Source organism: Planctomycetota bacterium (assembly GCA_016235865.1).
Taxonomy (GTDB): Bacteria; Planctomycetota; MHYJ01; order JACQXL01; family JACQXL01; genus JACRIK01.
In genome coordinates this window covers 93,473-111,082 of record JACRIK010000033.1, presented here as the reverse complement: position 1 = coordinate 111,082, position 17,610 = coordinate 93,473, and the positions used below count along the sequence as shown (strand labels likewise).

Genomic DNA, 17,610 nt, shown 5'->3' with positions numbered 1-17,610 from the left:
GGGTGGGGGTAATCTTCACCCTGGGTGGGGGTAATCTTCACCCTGGGTGGGGGTCATCTACACCCTGGGTAGAGGTCATCTACACCCTGGATAGGGGTCATCTACACCCCCACCGGGGGTGGGGATATAGGCCAGTGACATACTGTGTCATACCTTGCAACATTCTACTACATTCCTTGACAGGATTTGCGACGTCTGGTATTAAGTAAGATAATTCAGATAATAGGGATTAACCAGTTCCAGGGAATTTTTATCCCTATCTTTGGGCAACTAATGGCCGGATACCGGGCAAAATCACGGTTAAATAGGGAGATTTCTGCTGAAAAATGCCGGTTTTAGGGGATAAGTGGAAAGATGGACTTGCGAATCAGGAAATATTGATTTGCGGAATCAGGAAGAACTGATTTGATATTAAGATGCCAAGACGACCGCTTTTTATACATCTTGAACAGGCCGAGTGCGCCCGGCTGACCTTCTTTATGAATCGGATGACGCTCAAGGGAAACCACCGGGTAAAATTACGCGCCCAGGCCGTCTGGCTCTCCCATCACTTCCGCAAGGTTGACCAAATCGCCCAGGAACTGAACCGCTCCACCCGTTCGGTCTATGCCTGGCTTAAGGCATACCGGGCCAAAGAACTGGCCGGTTTGTCCGAGCCGCCCAGACCGGTTAAATTAACGCCCGAACAGGTCAAGAAGATATTGGAAGTCGGCCAATACCTGGCCGCGGCCCGGAGCAGAAAATACCTGCCTACCTGGAGTTATCAGAAGACGGCCAACTGGGTGCGCGAGCAGTGGCAGATTACTATTTCAGCCGAACGAATCAGGCAGATTATAGTACGGCTGTTAGAATCCCGCTGAAGCGGGATGAGTTACAGCCGACTATAGTTGGCAGTATTCAGCCCAGCCCGCAAATACGCAGGCTGGGCTGCACTGCCACACTATAAATAAGGAGTTATCTCCGCCCGGGCCGGGTTGATGGCATATTAACGAACCCGAACTTAATCTTATGCTGACTGTAAAAGACGTCTGTAAATATCTCGGTATATCCATCAGTACGGCTTACCGCCTAATCAAGAGCGGCAAACTACCGGCCAAGCGCTTTGCCGGCCAGTGGCGTTTCGAGATGCGCGACCTTGATAAACTAACTGCATACAAGTCCCCTGCCGAATACATTATCAAGCCCGACCTGATGACCTTAAACGAGGTCTGCGAATATCTGGGTTTAAGCCGGTTCACCATATACAGATTAATTGATTCAGGGAAACTGAATGCCGTAAAGGCCGGCGGCCGGTGGAAATTCGTCAGGGACGATGTCCGGCAATTCCTGACCCACGGACGGGAGGTGCCTTCGCACGTCCTGGGAATGAACCCAGCCCCTGCGTGCAGGGGCTGGGTGAATCTGGAATCCGGCGTATTGAGCTTAAGCCAGGCGTCAACGATATTAGGCGTGAATCGCCGGACCATCTACCGCCTAATCAAGGACGGCAAACTGCCGGCCACCAGGGTGGCCGGGGTCTGGCGCCTGATAAAAACAGAGGTCGCAAACTACATGCTTAAGCGGAAATACAGATATGCCCCGGACGGCATCCACGGCATCTTCTTTACTGAACAGGTATTGGACAAATACCGCAAGGACAACCGGAAATATTATGTAACCGAAAACGCCTACGACGGGTTTGTGGGCAGCCGCCAGGCCTATCACGATTACAAAACCTTGCGCAGTTTGCAGGCCATTCCCAAAGGCGATATACTCTTTGCCGAGGCGCATTACCGCAGAGTGCCGGTCAAGGGCGGATTTATCCTGACCATCAGTTACGAACAATATGCCTGCCTGCCTAAAGAGGAATACGCGCACTGGTCCGGTTATCACATACCGGATAAGCAATTAAAACAATTGCAGCTGTAGCCAATTAAATTTATCACCTAACGATCAGGCAGGACTACGAATTCTTCCGATTAACCGCAATGATTGAGGTGATAACAAAGATAATGGAGTAAATGATTGGGATAACGAAACTCTTAAGGACCGAGAGGTTGCGGGCCGAGTCAAGCATGACCTCTTCGCCGGACTTGATGCCCAGGAATGAGTTAATGGCCTTGAAGCGCCAGATTTCCTGCAACGCGCCTTCCGACATGCTCTTTAGGGTGTCCAGGTAATAGTTCCAATAAGGGTTGAACAGAAACGACGAGGCCTCTTCAAACAGGTTGGCCACAAATGAATCCAGGACCAGATAGAGGATGATGCTGATAGCCACCGAGATGCCGGCGTTTTCCACCAGCGTCGAGATAAACAATCCCATCAAACCGATGGCCACCAGCGGCAAAAGAATATACAGAAATGTGTAAAGCACATAGAGCAGCATCTCAGCCCGGGCCAGATGGACTATTTCCGGGAAGGTCGGGTCGGTGATGTTACGGAATCCGTAAACCGACCAGGCCAGCCCGAATGAGATGGTCTCAATCAGCAGGGTGAACAGGAGCGCCAGGATAATCACGGTGATGGCCTTGGCCAGGACAATCTCGCTTCTCCTGATAGGCGCAATCAGGACGGTCCGAATCGTGCCGAAGGTGGTTTCCGAGGCAACCAGCAAGGCGCCGATAACCAGGAGCAGGAAGGTGACCAGCCGGAAGCCGTTCAGGCATCCGGAAATCAGCGGCGCAATGCCATTGACTTGGGCCTTGGTAGTCGGCGCTATCTTTTCCATCAGGACCGACACCACCACCACCAGCACCACCAGGAACAGTGAGATAAAGAATATCTTCTGGCGGTAGAATTTGAAGAGTTCTATCTTCGTTAAGGACCAGATTCTTGATAACATAAATTCCTTCACCACAAAGGCATCAATACCTACACACCCCTAAATCCCCTCTTATTAGAGGGGACTTTCGGGAAAATCCCCTCTTGAGAGGGGTGTCCCGAAGGGACGGGGTGTGTTACAACCTCGCGCCTTAGTGGCTATATTACATAAGGCCCATAAAGTATTTTTCCAGGGGCCGTTTGGGTTCAGTTATTTCTATGCCCTCCTCCTTGAGAAGCTTGGCCAGTTCCTCGGAGATTATCAACCTGCCCTGCCGGACAATGCCCACCCGGTTGCAGAGCAGTTCCATCTCAGACAGGAGATGGCTGGAGATAAAGAAGGTAACTTGTTTTTCCTTATTGAGTTTCTTAATCAGGTTACGGATATCGGCAATGCCCTGGGGGTCCAGGCCGTTGGTCGGCTCATCCAGGATAATCAGCGGGGTCTGGTTGGGTATGCGTTGGGGGATAAAGGCCGGCAATAAGGCGCCGGCCACGCCCAGACGCTGTTTCATGCCCAGCGAATAGGTGCGAATCCGGTCATCGGCCCGGTCCTTTAAGCCCACGGCGGATAACAGTTCATCCACGATAGAATAGCGCAGAGAACCGGGCGAAATCATCCGCAGCCGGGTGAGTATTAACAGGTTATCCCGGGCCGAGAGATAGGGATAAAAGGCCGGGGTTTCCACCAGACCGCCGATAGAGCGCATTATCTCCAGGTAATCTAAATTCAGGTCCTTGCCGAAGATGGATATCCGGCCTGATTCAGGCCTAATCAGGCGCAGGAGCATCCGGATAGTGGTGGTCTTGCCGGCGCCGTTGAGGCCCAGGAATCCGTAGATATCGCCCTTGTAGATATCCAGAGAAAGATTCTCGACTGCCGGGAACCGGCCAAAATGTCGGGACAGGTTTTCGGTTTTAAGGATGATATCGGACATAATTAATACACAAAAGATTAACGCAGGTGAACGCCGATTAATAATTAAACATCTGGATTCGCTAACGCGGTCTCAGTAGAGTTCCCGTCGGAGTTTACCCCGCTGGATTCCGTGTCAAGCACGGAATGACAAGCGGGGCGGGAATGACAAACAGTATTGTCACTTTATCAACTTATTTACTATTTTCAACAGTTGGCGGAAGTTATCACTCTGATAATCGGGCCGGAGCTTGCCATGCCGAATCTGGTATTTTCCGCCCCGCTTCATTAAAACGGTTATCATTCCCAGCGCCTTAGCCGGGTCAATGTCGTTGACCGGGTCGTCGCCCACATACATCACCTCATCAGGCGCGAGATTGAGCTCGGTACAAACCCGCTGATAGAGTTTGATATTGGGCTTGCTGATACCGATATCATCAGATATAAATATAGCGCCGGGGGTAAAGAGGTGATAGAGTTTGAGCCGGATGAGTTTCTCGGACTGCTTGACCGATAGTCCGTCGGTAATCACACCCCGAATCAAGGTGGTGCCATTAGGGCACCATGGCGCTTCGGCGCCACCGGTCCGGGCCAGCGCCTTGAGCGCTGCCGCGACATCTGGGAAAGGAAGCAACTCGCGGGATTTGGTTTCGTGGTAGGCAATGACCGCCCCAGCCACCAGGGTAGCCGGATTTACGCCGTCATAGGCGCGCTTCGGGATGCGCAGGAGCAGTTTATCAAAATGCCGGTCGTAGTTAGAGGAGAATTCCCGGATGACCTCCTCCAGTTCACGGACCAACGCCTTTTCTGGGAAATCAAGGCCCAGGGCCATCATAGCCCTGATGGAATTATGCCGGGCGCGCGAGGCAAAAAGAGACGTGGAATATAAGGTGTCGTCTATGTCAAAAAATACGGCTTTTAATGTGCTCACCCCGTTAGAAACTCCTTAATATACACGCATAAAGGATTGATGGTTATTATTCTGTATGATAGTCCCCGTTTCTAACGGGGCTCAAGGTAATTATTACTATCTGAGGTCTTGTTCAATCTCAGGCAGCTCCACAATCTTAGCTCTGATAATAACCATCTGGTAGCGTTTTTCCTCGGAGGTAACCTTGCGCCTGAAGAATGGCGCCAGAATAGGGATTTTATCCATTAACGGCGTGGAGTTGGTGATATCCCGGTCATAGATGGTCTTCATTCCGCCCAGGACCAGGGCGCCTTCATCAGGCACAACGGCGCTGGTCCGGCATCTCTGGAGCCGCAGCCAGGGCAGTTCAATGGTAATTTCCGTGCGTAATTCAACGCCGATTCCCGGCGGGTCGGCCAAATATTCCATAGTCACTTCCCGGACATCTATCAGCTCCAATAAGGTCGGGAAGACATGGATGGTAATAAATTTCCGGTCATAACTCATGACCGGCTTGACATCCAGCACCACTCCGGTAGAAAAGGTATTTACGACCGGCTCATAGGCCACGGCGCCGGCCTGAATATCGCCGTCCTGGATATACTGGCGCTGTTTTACAAATGAGACGTTAACCCGCTGGCCGTTAAGGGCGGTAATCTTGGGCGAATCCAAGACCGTTCCCTTGCCGGTCTTTTCCAGGGCGGTCATGAGCATATTGATACGCGGAGAGCCCAATACGGCAAATTGCAGCCCCAAGCCGCCTACGGCCGTCGGCGGCAATGCGGACTCAACCTGGTTATTCTGGTCCCGCAAGGTATAGGCAGTCCGGAACCGGGCATCCCTGGTCCCGCCCAAAAGCAAACCGGCGGTCGGGTTGGACTGTCCGGGGATGTCCGGCGCATTGGGTATGGATTGGCGGGGAATATTCCTTAATTCCACGCCCAGGCTTTCAAGGAAGTCGTCCGTGGTCGTCATAAAGGTGGCTTCAATGGAAACCATAGCGCTTCTGAATGACCTTAAGATTTGCAGGAATTCCAGTATCTCTTCCTGGACCGAGGCGCTATGCACCACCATCATCTTATTGCTGTCCCCGATCCGGCGGATATTCACACCCGGGATACTGCCTTCCCAGGTGGTTTGCCCCTTGCGGTCCTTACCGGTATTCTTCTTAATCAAATCCATCACTTCTTCTATGTTTATTTTACTGACCCCCGGAATATCGGCCTGCGGCATAGTCCAACCCGGCGCTCCGCCCGGCGTCAGCGGCAGCTCCACATTCGGTCCGGGGAATTCCGGTATGTCCCGGACCAGGTCATCCACATTGTGCACCCGCCATTCCAATTCCTCCTCCAGGGCCGTGACCTTGGTTATCTTTAAACTCTTTACCTCGCGGTCAAATCCGTATGACAGCCCGTATTGCTCCAGGAGGTTCTTTAACCCTATCTCCAGAGGCAGCCCGGTTAACGCCAGTGTCTTTTTCTCATTCGGAATGCCTTCCTGTTTGACATCAGAGGCGTAGATAATCGGTATTTTATACTGCTGTTGGATGTAATCCGTCACGTCGTATAGGGTGTCATTGCCTTCCAGCTTGAAATCGTGCCTGATGGTCTTGAGTTTACGCTTTATTTCCACGATATCAGGATCTTCTTCGGTCTTGCTGGTAACCATCCCGGGCGGTTTTCGCTTGCTGGCTATCTTCCAGATATCCGGGTCATATCGCACCACCCGGTCGCCGGCATAGGGTATGACGGTTTCCTTGAATTCGTCATACATCGCCTTAAAACGCTCCGAACGCAATTGCAGGTATTTCTCGGACACTTCATAGTGCCTTGACCTGATGGCCTCTTTCTTTAATTCCTCGGCGGCCTTGAAATTAGGGGCCAATTCCAGTATGGTCACCGCCAAGCGCTCCACCTCTTCAAACCGCTGTTGTTCAAAGAAAACCAACGCCTCTTTGAAGAGCGATTTGATTTTTTCGTTATATTCCTGCTGGCGTTTGAACTCCTCTTCCTGGGCGATTCTGGTGGCAGCTTCACGGCGCTGCCGGTTTATCTCTTCTTCCTGCCGGATTATCATATCCTGCATCTGCTTTAAGCGCTCCTGCGCCTTGACCAGGTAATCCTTCAATCCTATTTCATACGGTATCCATTTCAACTTGTTTATAACCGCTTCAAATTCCAGCCGGGCTTCGTTGTATCTCTTTTCGGCTATCAGTTTTTCTCCGCTCAGAAAATGGTTCCTGACCACAATCTCGGTTTCCTGAATCTTGACCGATAGCTGTTCCTGCATAAATTCCTTTATAACCTTGATTTCGTCGGACCGGGAGCCCAGAATCAACTGTATCTCCGAGTAGAGCTTCCGGGCTTCCTTGTGCTGGGGATTTAGTTCCAATGCCCGGTCTATGGTGTCTTTTGCCTGGCTGTAATTAAACTCCTTGAATAATTTTAAACCCGTCTCGTAGTATTTCTGGGCCAGGAATTCGTTTTCCTGCATCTTGACCGATTTTTCCTTTTCCAGTTCGGACATGATATCTCCGGCCTCGCCGGTTTCCCGGGCCGGTTCTTCGCGCGCTTTGACGGCCGGTTTTTCCGCCGCGCCAACCGCCGGAGCGGATACAGCCGACACAGACATCGGAGCGCTGGAAAACGGGAATTTGCCGGTGACGCCGACTATATCGGTGGTGCCGATTGATTCGGCGGTAAACAAGAATGAAACCGTGCCAACAATGCTGCTGACCACGTCAACGGTTATGAAAAATGACTGGGCCCGGCTGATGATGGGTTGTTCCAGCTTGAATTCACAGGCATCGTTCTTGAGAACCGACGAGGAAAGCAGGATATCGGTGATGGCATTGAAAGCTTCATCTCCGTTATCCAGAAAGAGCTTAATACCCTTGATATCGTTATCCTTGAGGGTTCCGGTCTGGTCAAACCGGACGGATTTCAGGATAATATCCGGCTGGTTAGTAGCCATAGCGAAGTGAACGACCGGCACATTGGCTGAATTAGGCGGGATTGCCGCCGGCGCGACGTTTTCCATAACGACTGCCGTGCCCGAAACCTTGGCCGGAAGCTGGGACGTGATGGAAAGACTTCTCGATTTGGCTACCGCCGGGCCGCCGCAATTTACTGAAACCAATAAGGCGATTAAAGAGATGCCGACCCCGATGAGCAATCGGGATAAAAGTCCCAAATCGGTTTTAATCAGCAAGTCAGATTTACTCATTACAAGTATCTTCCTCATTATGAGCTATTATGGCTTCTTGCCCGGAGAGGTTTTGGCCGCGAATTCCGTTTTCTGCACACCCGCCTTCTTACAGATATTAAGGGCGTTAACCACCGACTGAACAGGTATTTTCTCGTCTGAATCTATTTTGACCGGTATCACATCGCCGCTGGGCGTCACCAAGCTTGAAGCCATGCCCTGCATATGCTTATATAAAGCATCCCAGGCGTCCTTACCAGATCCAAAATCCTTATCGCCCACCTTGATTTTGGTCAAGAGATCCGCGGTATCAGAATACGCCAATTTTATCCGGACCTCTTCTAAAATCGGGTCGGTAACCGAGGTGTTGGCCATTCCCTTGTCTCTGGGAAGATAGGAATATAACTTACCTTCCAGCGACTTAAAATGTATGGAGCACATAAAGAATATGATTAACTGGAATATGACGTCAATCATTGGAGTCATATTCAACTCCATATTGGCTTCTTCTACTTTACTGGAAATTCTTTTCGCCATGTTTTAGTCCTCAGGTGGTTTTTCAGCGCCTATTTCTATCTTCCAGACCAGCGCCTTGCCGGCCGCCTCCAAAACCTTGGTAATCAGTTTAAAAGGAGCGCTGCCGTCAGCCCGTATCATCACCGGCCGGTTTGACGGACTTTTGGGATTATCCTTGATTTCCCGGTCCATATTGCCTTCCAAAACCAGTTGCTGTTCCAGCTCAGGTATGGTCAACTCCCTGCCCTTTATCTTTATTTTCCAGTGTTCATCAATCTGGCAAGGTTGCTGCAAAATACCGCTTTTATATTTTAACTGCGGACACTCTGTATCCTTTGGAACTTCGTGGTTGATATTGACCATCAGCCGTGTTTTATCCGGATGGTCGTCAGCCACGGCCGCATCGGCCTTGGGCAGGTAAACGCGTTCCATTTCCTGGTTGGCAAAGTCTGAGGCCAGCATCAGGAAAACAATCAACTGGAAAACGATGTCAATCATCGGGGTCATATTCAACCCGGTTGATTCCAGCATTGCCGGACGTTTCAATCTCATTTTTTTATCAGTCCTAAATCAGGTTATTGCTGTTGTTCCACGGTCAGGTTCTTGAATTTATCCACGAATTCACCGGCCATGATGCCGATTTCAATGATATACATGGTCACCTTATTCTTGAACAGGAAGAATGCGGTCATCAGAGGCATCGACACAAAGAGCCCCTCAGCGGTGGTGACAAGAGCTTCCTCAACACCCTGGGCCAGCATCGCCGGCGAAGGAGAAGTTGTTTTCTTGATGATACCGAATGCCGCAATCATACCGGTGACGGTCCCGGTCAGGCCTAACATAGGGGCGATATTGCCGATAAGGGAGATGTAACTGATTTTCATATTCAATTTGGCGGCCTCCTCTTCGCCGGCCGTGCCCATGGCCTCGACCATGGAATCATAACCCTCATTGACCTTGGACAGGGCCGCGCCCACAATATTGCAGAAAAAGTTGGGATTGGCGCTGCAAAGGGTTACCGCCTCTTCATATCTGCCTTCTTCCACCAATGCCTCCAACTCGGCAACCACATCAGGCGGGCATAACTTGTCCCGCTTGATATTCACAATATGCTCAATGACAAAACCCATGCCGGCGATACTGCACAGGATGATAAAATGCCCGACCCAGGAACCGGCCTTAACTAACTCCATAAAACCCGACTCTCCGCCTGCCTTTTTATCGCCCCCGTCCTGAGCATAGATATAGTTAAATCCTACTGCGCTGATAAACAGAGTTACCAATAAAATGGTGACGATTATAGCGGCCTGGCCGGTCTTATTTTTCCCGTAAAACATAGTTCTCTCTCCTTCTCTCTGCTGCTTTTCTACAGTTAATAATTTATTTGCCCAGCTCGGACAATCTCTTATTCGCCTCCGGCACGAACCTGGAACCGGGGAATTTCTGCTTCACCTCCAGATAGAGTATTTTGGCATTATTGATATAAACCTTCTTCTTTTCCTGGGGCAATGCCTGGGCTAACTTCTCGCAACACAGCCCGGCGTTATAAATGGCCTTTTCCTCTTCCATGGTCGGCTCGCCGGCCGGGGCCGGATAGAGAAGTTTGGAGCGCAGGTAGGCGAAAAGGGCGTTCTTTATTATTTTATAATCGGCCTTAGGATTGGCCATAAGACAATCGCCCTTTCCGTTATAGGCGCCGGCCTTGGCTACGGCGTCAGTTGATTTCTCTATTACCTCGTTAAATGCCTCTTCTGCTCCGGAAATATTTCCACCTGCCAACTCCACCCGTCCCAGCCCGATCATGGCCCGGTCTCGTATGGCCGGTTGCATTTGGGCCCTGGTTTTAAGCTGGTTATAAATAGCCTTGGCCTCATCCAGTTTCTTATTGTCCTCCAGGAGATTGGCCTTGCGCAGGTCAACCTCCAGCTTGAATTTATCGCCCAGATCCTGACCTTTAACCTTGGCGTCATCCAGGATGCTCAATGCCTTTTCCAGGTCTGGCTTTTTTGCGGCGCACTCGCTCTTATTGAAATACACCTGTTTAAAATAACGGGTCTTCTCAAACGCCTTAAGCACCTCATCATAGGCCTGAATCGCCTCATCAAGCTGTTTGGCGTTATGATAACACACGGCGATATTATAAAGGACATGCTGTTTGAATATGGCCCTCAACCGCGTATCGTTGAGCGCCTTTTTATACGACTCGATGGCCTGCGGATATTTGCCGTCTTGCTGGAGTTGCTTGCCGTTCAGGTAATCCTTTTGCTCATCGCGGTAGGTGATGTTTTTAATCAGGTCTAATTTAATGGTCTTAACGGCGCTGGTCCCTTTTACTTTTATTTCCACACCGTTGTATGTTTCACTGGTGATTTCACCGGCATCATCCTGGACAGATTTACCATCCGGAGATGATGAAGACACCACATCGACTTCCTGGGCCAGAAGACATAACCCGGGCATCAGGAAGACAAGAAAAGTCAGGACGGTTAATACTCTCAACGCTTTCATTTTCACCCTTCCTTTCCGTTACAGGCAATACTAAAATACGGTTTCTGTCAAGTTTTATACGCCTATTTTTCTCTTCTATTTGGCTTCGACTTTCTTCTTCAGTTCGCTGAATTTATCCTTATAACCCCATTTATTGTTGTCATAATCAGGGCTGACGCCCTGTTCAATCATCTTCATGGCATAAAGCGCTTCCTTGAAATTGCCCAGCCAATATTCTATGGTTACAAAATGGTATTTCGTCTCCCACCATTCCTCTGTCCCGCTCTTTAACAACCCGCCCAGCCGGGCCCAGGTTTTCCGGGCTGATTGCCAGGGGGTCTGATTATCCTTTGAGCCGGCGGCTTCATAAGCCAATGCCAGCTCTTTTATGATATCAACGTTATTCTTCTTCTCGGCATCCAGACTCTCCAGGATGGTAACGGCCTTATCCTTCTCACCCAGCGCGCGCAGCGCTCTGGCTAACCGCCATTTAATCAGCCAGGCTTCCTGGCGCGGCAATTTCCCCTGGAACTCCTTGCTGAGGATTCTCTCGTATAAATCAATCGCTTTCGTATAGAAATCGTTCTTTCCAATTTCCTCGGCGAATTGCAACAGGTTTTCCGCCACCGATAACACCTCATCCGGAGTTATGGTCTTTTTCCTGAGTTCCACCCACTGGCTGAAATAACTGCCGGCGCGCTGCAGGGCATCGGCAAACTTCTTGTATTCCTCCGCAGACTTCTCTTTCTTTTCCCTAATCGCGTCCGCTCTTTTCCTCCTACCCTCGGGCGTCGACGATTCGGGCTGGGGCACGATACTGTCCGCTTTTTTCACGTAGGCCAGGGCCATCATTTGCATAGCCGGAGCGGTAATTTCCGGGTTGTTGTCCTTCCGGGCGTATTCCTGCAGGGATTTAAAATGAGCTTCGGCGTTATCGAGCTCGTTCATATTGATATACGCCTCTATCTTCAATTGCAGAATCTCCCTGACCGCATCAGCTTTTGAGGCGTATTTCTTTTCCAGGCCGCTTAAGATTGCCAGGACTTCTGAGTATTTGCCCAAAAACTCGCTGAGATACATCCGGGATAAAAATATGCGCGTCTGCAGTTCATTGTGGGCTATCTTGTTCTTGGATTCCTCGTCTAAGGCCTCTTTTGATTTTTCCTCGTATAACTTAAGGGCTTTCTTGTATGATTCTTCGGCCGAGGCAAAGGCGCGGAGAATCTCATTCTTAATCTCATCCTTCTTCTTGGCATCTTTCTCTTTTCTATACGACGGCGCCAGGATATTATCTGACTGGAGATGATACATTCTTCCAATGCGGAACAACGAATCGTAATAATATTTATTAGAGGCCGGGACCTGCTCGTATGCTTTTGCCGCATCAAAGTACCGGTTTTCCCCCTCGTACTCTTTGGCCTGGAAATACTTGATACTCTTCACGATATCGTTATCCGGCCAGGTCTTGGTCAGATAGGCAAAGCTTTCCTTGTATTTTGCCTTATCGGCCTCATCACCGGTAGCCGCCCCCATGCTCAGATATGATGAAGCGGCGCCATAAGCAGCCAGCGGGGCAAGGTCCTCTTTTTGGGTGCTCTTGGCGTCTTTATACTTCGGATTAAGATAAACGGTTTCGTAAAGAATTATGGCCTCGCAGAAACGCTCCTGGGTCTTATATGACTCGGCCATAATGAGCAACGCCTCCGGGAGATACTGGACCGTTTCCGCTTCAGATGAATTGCTTAACCGGGCCATTAATACCTGGCCCTGCAGGATTAACTCGCTGTATTTGCTTTTCGCCAGCAGGTCGCGCATGGTGGCAATAACAATAACCGGCGGAACATTAACGTCCGTCTTTATAATTTTATTCAAGGCATCGTTGGCCGCTGAGCGGGACGCGCTGTTTTTGCTGTTATCCTTGATATCCTGGACAATCGCCAGCGCCTTATCCTTATTATTGGTGGCGAACAAGGCATAGGCTTTTTCCAGCAGGCCGGTTTCCATCCCTTGCTCTGATTGGCCCTTGGGGTATATCTTAATCAACTCGTCAATAGTCTTGATGGCTTCGGCATAATCCCGGGTGGCATTTGCCGCCTTGGCCAGATGGGCGTATCCCCGCTGGATAATATCCTGGCATTCATTAATAATATCGGTCTTTTCCTCGGGAGTTTTTTCTTCATCATCCTTGATGGTTTTATATAGATTAGCCGTCATCTTGTAATAAGTCTTGGCGTCCCGGTAATTGTCCAGTTCGTAATAACACTCGCCGATATAATCAGCTGCTTCGTAACACAGCAGCTTATCGCCATACTTCAGCGCGAAAGTATTGAAAGACTTAATGGACTCCTGGATATATTTTTTATTGTTCTCATCGCCTTTATTATAGAGCATCCCCCTTAAATAAAAGTTCTGCGCCAGTGTATAAGAGGCGCGCATAATCTTGTTATCCAATTCCTCTCTTTTGTCTTCTGCCGAAGTACCATCCAGTGTTTTCTGGTATTCCCCAATCATGGAATTCAGGTCTTCATTGATGCGGATATAAGTTGCCTCCACCTGCTCAATCAGCCCCTGCTTCTTAGCCGGATCCGCTTCCACCTTGGCCACATTGCTCAAAAAGATGGCCTTTCCCTGTAAAAGCTCGGACAACTCAAACTTGGCTTCCGATATGCCGCTGTAATCGGCATTTTCCTGGATGAATTTAGTCAATATATCAACCGACTCATTCATAAGCTGGGCGCGCTTTTCCGGGTCTCTTTCCATCGTTGAGCTGAATTTCTTTATTTTTCCCAATACCAGTGTGGCGTGCTGCTGGACTTTTTTGGAGGCGGTGTTTTTGAGGATATCCTGCGCCATTTCCTCGGCAATATCCAGGAAATTAAGCCCGCCCGGAGTGGATTCCTCGGCTAACCTGTCGGCGAAATCCAAATCACTTTCCTGCTGGCCTTCCTGCGGTTTCGCTTCGGAAAACGACGGCGTATGCCCGTTAAAGACAATGAATCCCAGCGCGACCAGAAATAACAGGATAACCGCAGTCTTTTGATTCGTATTATATTTTATCATAATAAACATTCCCCTTTCTCTGACCGGCAATCTGATATTATGGGTCTTTCCCCATATATATAAACGAAAAATACCTCTTACGGCTTAAAATAAATGGTTTTTTAGAGGTTGACAACCGGCAGCCGGTGGATATCAGAATTTCTTCTTTTCTTCTTCGCTCAGAATACTAATTTTTGCCTTAATCAGAATAATAAGATTCTTGCGCGCTTCTCCCTTGGCTTTCCTCCCAAACATAAAACTCAAAATAGGTATTTTGGAAAGCACCGGCACGTTTGAGGATGCCATGGTATCTTTCCCCGAAGCATAACCGCTCATCAATAATATGCCACCGTCCGGTATAATGGCATTACCCCGGGCGCGCTGGACTTTCACTTCCGGCAGCTCTATTGACTGAAGCGGAGTGTTTACATTACCAATAAGAAAAGGAACCGTTCTGATGGTCGGCAGTCTGGTTTCGGATGCCGAAAGAGAGGGGCGGAGTTCCATCATAATATACTTCAAGTCGGCGCTGACCACCGGCCGGACGTCCAAAATAACGCCGGTCCGGAAAGTGTCAATTATCGGCTCTCCCATTGCCAAAGAACTGGCGGCATTGACAATAACCACGTCAAAATCTTTTATATAGGTGAACTGGTCCGTCATCTGGATATGCGCCCGTTGTCCGTTGGCAATGGTAATCTTGGGGGCGAAAACCTCCGTGGTGCGTATATCTTTCTGGACTGCGGTAAGCAATGCCTGATAGGAGGTCTGTCCCAATACCGAATATGATAAAACCGCGCCGCCCAACGGGGATACCCTTTCATCCCTGATAAAACGCGAGTAGGGGTCGGCATTGGTGATAAAGTTTTCCACCCGCGCTGTCAGACTCCGTTGCCCGCTGGCATAAACGCCGGCAATACCGGCCGACAGGTCGCTAAAACCGGGGCCATCCGGAGGCGGCGCCTGGAAATAAGTCGGCAAGGTATTTGGAAGACCACGCAGGTCTACGCCGATATCCTCCAGGAAGTTCTGTTGAACGGACAGGAATCGCGCTTCAATGGTAACCACTACATCTGCTTGAGCGCGAATCTGGTTAAGAAGCGATTCTATCTGATTATGCACCTTAGGCACATGTATAACAACCAAAACCCCGGTCGTCGCTTGGAATGTTACATTACCTTTTTCCCATCCGCCTTCCTGCTTGGCCGTGGTTTCTTTTATCAGGTTAACCAGCTCATCACCGGAAATGGCGGGCATCTGAACGGTTCCCGAATCGCCTGCTTCCGGCGTTATCCCAAAGGCTATTTCCTGGCTGGGGAAATCTATTATCGGAATAGTCAGATCAAGGATGCTATACCATCTCGTTTCCATCTGCTCCTGGATTATCCGTTCCAACGAGGAAATATAAACCACTCCTTCGCGGATAAAATAACCCCACTGCTTCAGGGACAGCATATCCCGCAAAACAAAATCCAGCGGCAACTCCGCGCCGGTATAACTGATCTGCTCCTGCGGGTCTACGCCGGCGCTGGTATCGATGATTATATTCAGGTTGGGGATGAACTCCTTGATATACTGGATTATCTGGCTCAGCGGTGTCGGATCGGTAAAGGGAAATTTGATTTTCCTTCTCAGCAGCAATTCCGTCTGCTTATCCAACTCAGAAACCGGCTTCTCCTTGAATATCTTCTTCGGTCCCCGCCGCTCAATCTTTTCCCAGACGTCCTTTTCAGGGAAGGTTATCGGGTCCAAATAAGGGAGCGTTTTGCTGTCATAGCTCTCAAAAGTTCGTTTCCATTCTTCAATCAAGGTGTTGGTGGTCAGCTTTTTCTGCCTATACCGATAGGCGACCAATGCGATCATCCTAAGCTTATCAGCCACAAAATTGCCGGGACTCTTTTCTTTTATCTTTTCGCATAACCGCATGGTTTCCTGGTAATTTTCCTTTTCGAACTCAATCTGGGCCTGCCGGAAAAGCATGTCGATATTCTTGATAAAATCATCCCGCCTTTTTTCCTCCTCCTGGGATGCCAGCTTCCGCGCCGCGACCTCACGGCGCCTGGTCATATCGCGTTCCTTGACTTCCTTCTTCTCCGTATTCACCCGCAGATAATTTTCCGCCTGGGTCTGGTAGTTCATCAAATCAGTCCGGTAAGGGAACCATTTAATGGTCTCAACCACCCATTTAAATTCCTCTTCGGCCTTGACATAATCCTCATCGTTATAATACTGGATCCCTTTATTAAGATGATATTCGACTTCCAATTTTGCCTGCTGGATTTTGGCCCGGACTTCCGCAAAGAGTTTCCGGGAAACCGCGCCCATCTCGCCGGACAGGTATTCTCCCTGGGCCAGACGCGCTTCCTCTAAAAGCACCTTGGCCTTTTCATGGGACGGGTCAAGCTCTGAGGCCTTCTTAAGGGCGTCTATGGCATCGGCAAATCTCAGCTCCTGATATAGCTTAAGACCGACCTGGTAATAATTTTCCGCTAATACTCTTTGTTTTTCTATATCAACGGCCTTCTCTGATTCCAGACGTCTTAGCGCTTCGGTTAAGTCATCTGGCGTGATTGGACCCGGTTGGGGCCGGGTATCCTCGGAAGGCTTCGGCTCCGGAACGTTCTCAGTTCCTGCAATTGCCGGCGCCGGCTGGGTATTCATCTTCGCGGGCTGCAATTTGGACTTGCCGCCGCATCCCGTAATCATTATAAAGCACAGAAGCCCATAGGCAGGTACTAACCAATGATAATTCTTTATTCTCATTGCTTCACTCACAACAGTATTACCCGACTTCGAACTATTTCTTAACTTCTTTAATATACTCTATGCTTTTGTCAATATAAATAACCTTAAATATTGCCACCTTCATGGTATTACCGGCAACTATTTCTTCTTTCATATCGGCCTGGAAATCCTTCAAAGTGCATCCGGTAACAAATTTATCCATATCTATTTTCTCGCCTTTAATCACAAAGCCCTCTTTTTTATCCCATTTCCCATTTAGATATTTATCAATCTTAGTCCAAACCCGGTTGTTTTTCTCGTCTACTGACTTAAATTCAATCTTGTAATCTTTCAACGTAGTCGCCTTCAATTCTCCGCTCTTCTCGCTTTCCGGTTTTATAACCTCCGGCTCCTCAGATAAGGCCGTAAAATAATAAGAATATTCGGATTCCGGTTTCAATCCCTTATCAACATGGGTATAACTGCTTTCCGTGGAAGTCACAGCCGGAATCTCTGCGATTGCCGCAAAATCCTTTTCGCCCTGGGCCCGGCGGTAAATCCTGTAACCCTTAATCTGGGCCGTGGAGCTCATATTCCCGTCCCAGGTCAGGGTAATCTCATCCGGCCTGTTAGTGTCGGTAATAACGCTCTTAGCTGCCGGGGGCAGATTGGCTTTCTTCTCAATAATAAAAGTGCTTTCTCTTGTAAACTCGACGGTTATTACCGGCGGACGATACATCAGCCAGGCCTTGCCTTCGGTCGGCTGCTGAATCTCCTCCCAGTTACCTTTTATCTTCTTCAGGCATTCTACTTTCCCCAATGCGGCCAACTCATTCAGGGTAATAACCTTTTTCAGCTCGTCTGATTCCCGGATTGCCGAAGAAACCGTTTCATTATCTTTCCCTCCGGTAAAATACCCGATAAGCACCACCAGAAATATAATGGCGCAGACGCCGAATATTATCCGCTCAGGATAGCTGGCAATAAATTGTTTTATGTTTGATAATTTCATATC

At 49.3% G+C, this 17,610-nt stretch carries 13 protein-coding genes; 2 read left to right on the top strand and 11 right to left on the bottom strand.

The genetic code is table 11. The annotated features are described in order from the left end of the window. Nucleotides 1-416: 416 nt before the first annotated feature. A complete protein-coding gene (locus HZA49_10905) occupies nucleotides 417-860 on the top strand; it encodes a helix-turn-helix domain-containing protein (protein MBI5779944.1) in 444 nt (147 codons plus the stop codon). 148 nt (nucleotides 861-1,008) lie between these two features. Next, complete coding sequence (locus tag HZA49_10900; protein ID MBI5779943.1) at nucleotides 1,009-1,908, top strand: helix-turn-helix domain-containing protein; 900 nt, start codon at nucleotides 1,009-1,011, stop codon at nucleotides 1,906-1,908. Nucleotides 1,909-1,942: 34 nt separating this feature from the next. Here the strand turns inward: HZA49_10900 and HZA49_10895 are convergent, their stop codons facing one another. The 11 genes from HZA49_10895 to HZA49_10845 form a co-directional block, all read right to left on the bottom strand. Continuing rightward, nucleotides 1,943-2,821 carry an ABC transporter permease gene (locus HZA49_10895; protein ID MBI5779942.1) on the bottom strand — a complete coding sequence of 293 codons (879 nt, stop codon included), beginning with the start codon at nucleotides 2,819-2,821 and terminating at the stop codon, nucleotides 1,943-1,945. A 142-nt stretch (nucleotides 2,822-2,963) separates the two neighbouring features. Next, nucleotides 2,964-3,737, bottom strand: coding sequence for an ATP-binding cassette domain-containing protein (locus tag HZA49_10890; protein ID MBI5779941.1), 774 nt, complete (start codon nucleotides 3,735-3,737; stop codon nucleotides 2,964-2,966). Between the two features lie 159 nt (nucleotides 3,738-3,896). Then, complete coding sequence (locus HZA49_10885; GenBank protein ID MBI5779940.1) at nucleotides 3,897-4,646, bottom strand: HAD-IA family hydrolase; 750 nt, start codon at nucleotides 4,644-4,646, stop codon at nucleotides 3,897-3,899. Nucleotides 4,647-4,742: 96 nt separating this feature from the next. Beyond that, on the bottom strand, nucleotides 4,743-7,850 hold the full coding sequence (locus HZA49_10880; protein ID MBI5779939.1) for a hypothetical protein: 3,108 nt from the start codon (nucleotides 7,848-7,850) through the stop codon (nucleotides 4,743-4,745). 27 nt (nucleotides 7,851-7,877) lie between these two features. Then, complete coding sequence (locus tag HZA49_10875; protein MBI5779938.1) at nucleotides 7,878-8,366, bottom strand: biopolymer transporter ExbD; 489 nt, start codon at nucleotides 8,364-8,366, stop codon at nucleotides 7,878-7,880. A 3-nt stretch (nucleotides 8,367-8,369) separates the two neighbouring features. Further along, a complete protein-coding gene (locus HZA49_10870) occupies nucleotides 8,370-8,897 on the bottom strand; it encodes a biopolymer transporter ExbD (protein ID MBI5779937.1) in 528 nt (175 codons plus the stop codon). A gap of 23 nt (nucleotides 8,898-8,920) precedes the next feature. Then, nucleotides 8,921-9,682 carry a MotA/TolQ/ExbB proton channel family protein gene (locus HZA49_10865; GenBank protein MBI5779936.1) on the bottom strand — a complete coding sequence of 254 codons (762 nt, stop codon included), beginning with the start codon at nucleotides 9,680-9,682 and terminating at the stop codon, nucleotides 8,921-8,923. Nucleotides 9,683-9,725: 43 nt separating this feature from the next. After that, entirely contained in the window at nucleotides 9,726-10,853 is a 1,128-nt protein-coding gene (locus HZA49_10860; protein MBI5779935.1) for a tetratricopeptide repeat protein, read from the bottom strand. Between the two features lie 75 nt (nucleotides 10,854-10,928). Next, nucleotides 10,929-13,892, bottom strand: a complete 2,964-nt coding sequence (locus HZA49_10855) for a tetratricopeptide repeat protein (GenBank protein MBI5779934.1) — start codon at nucleotides 13,890-13,892, stop codon at nucleotides 10,929-10,931. Nucleotides 13,893-14,024: 132 nt separating this feature from the next. After that, nucleotides 14,025-16,577 (bottom strand): hypothetical protein, encoded by a 2,553-nt coding sequence (locus HZA49_10850; protein MBI5779933.1) that lies wholly within the window; start codon nucleotides 16,575-16,577, stop codon nucleotides 14,025-14,027. Nucleotides 16,578-16,668: 91 nt separating this feature from the next. Then, nucleotides 16,669-17,607: a fibronectin type III domain-containing protein gene (locus HZA49_10845; GenBank protein MBI5779932.1), complete on the bottom strand. Its 939-nt coding sequence runs from the start codon at nucleotides 17,605-17,607 to the stop codon at nucleotides 16,669-16,671. Nucleotides 17,608-17,610 lie beyond the last annotated feature (3 nt).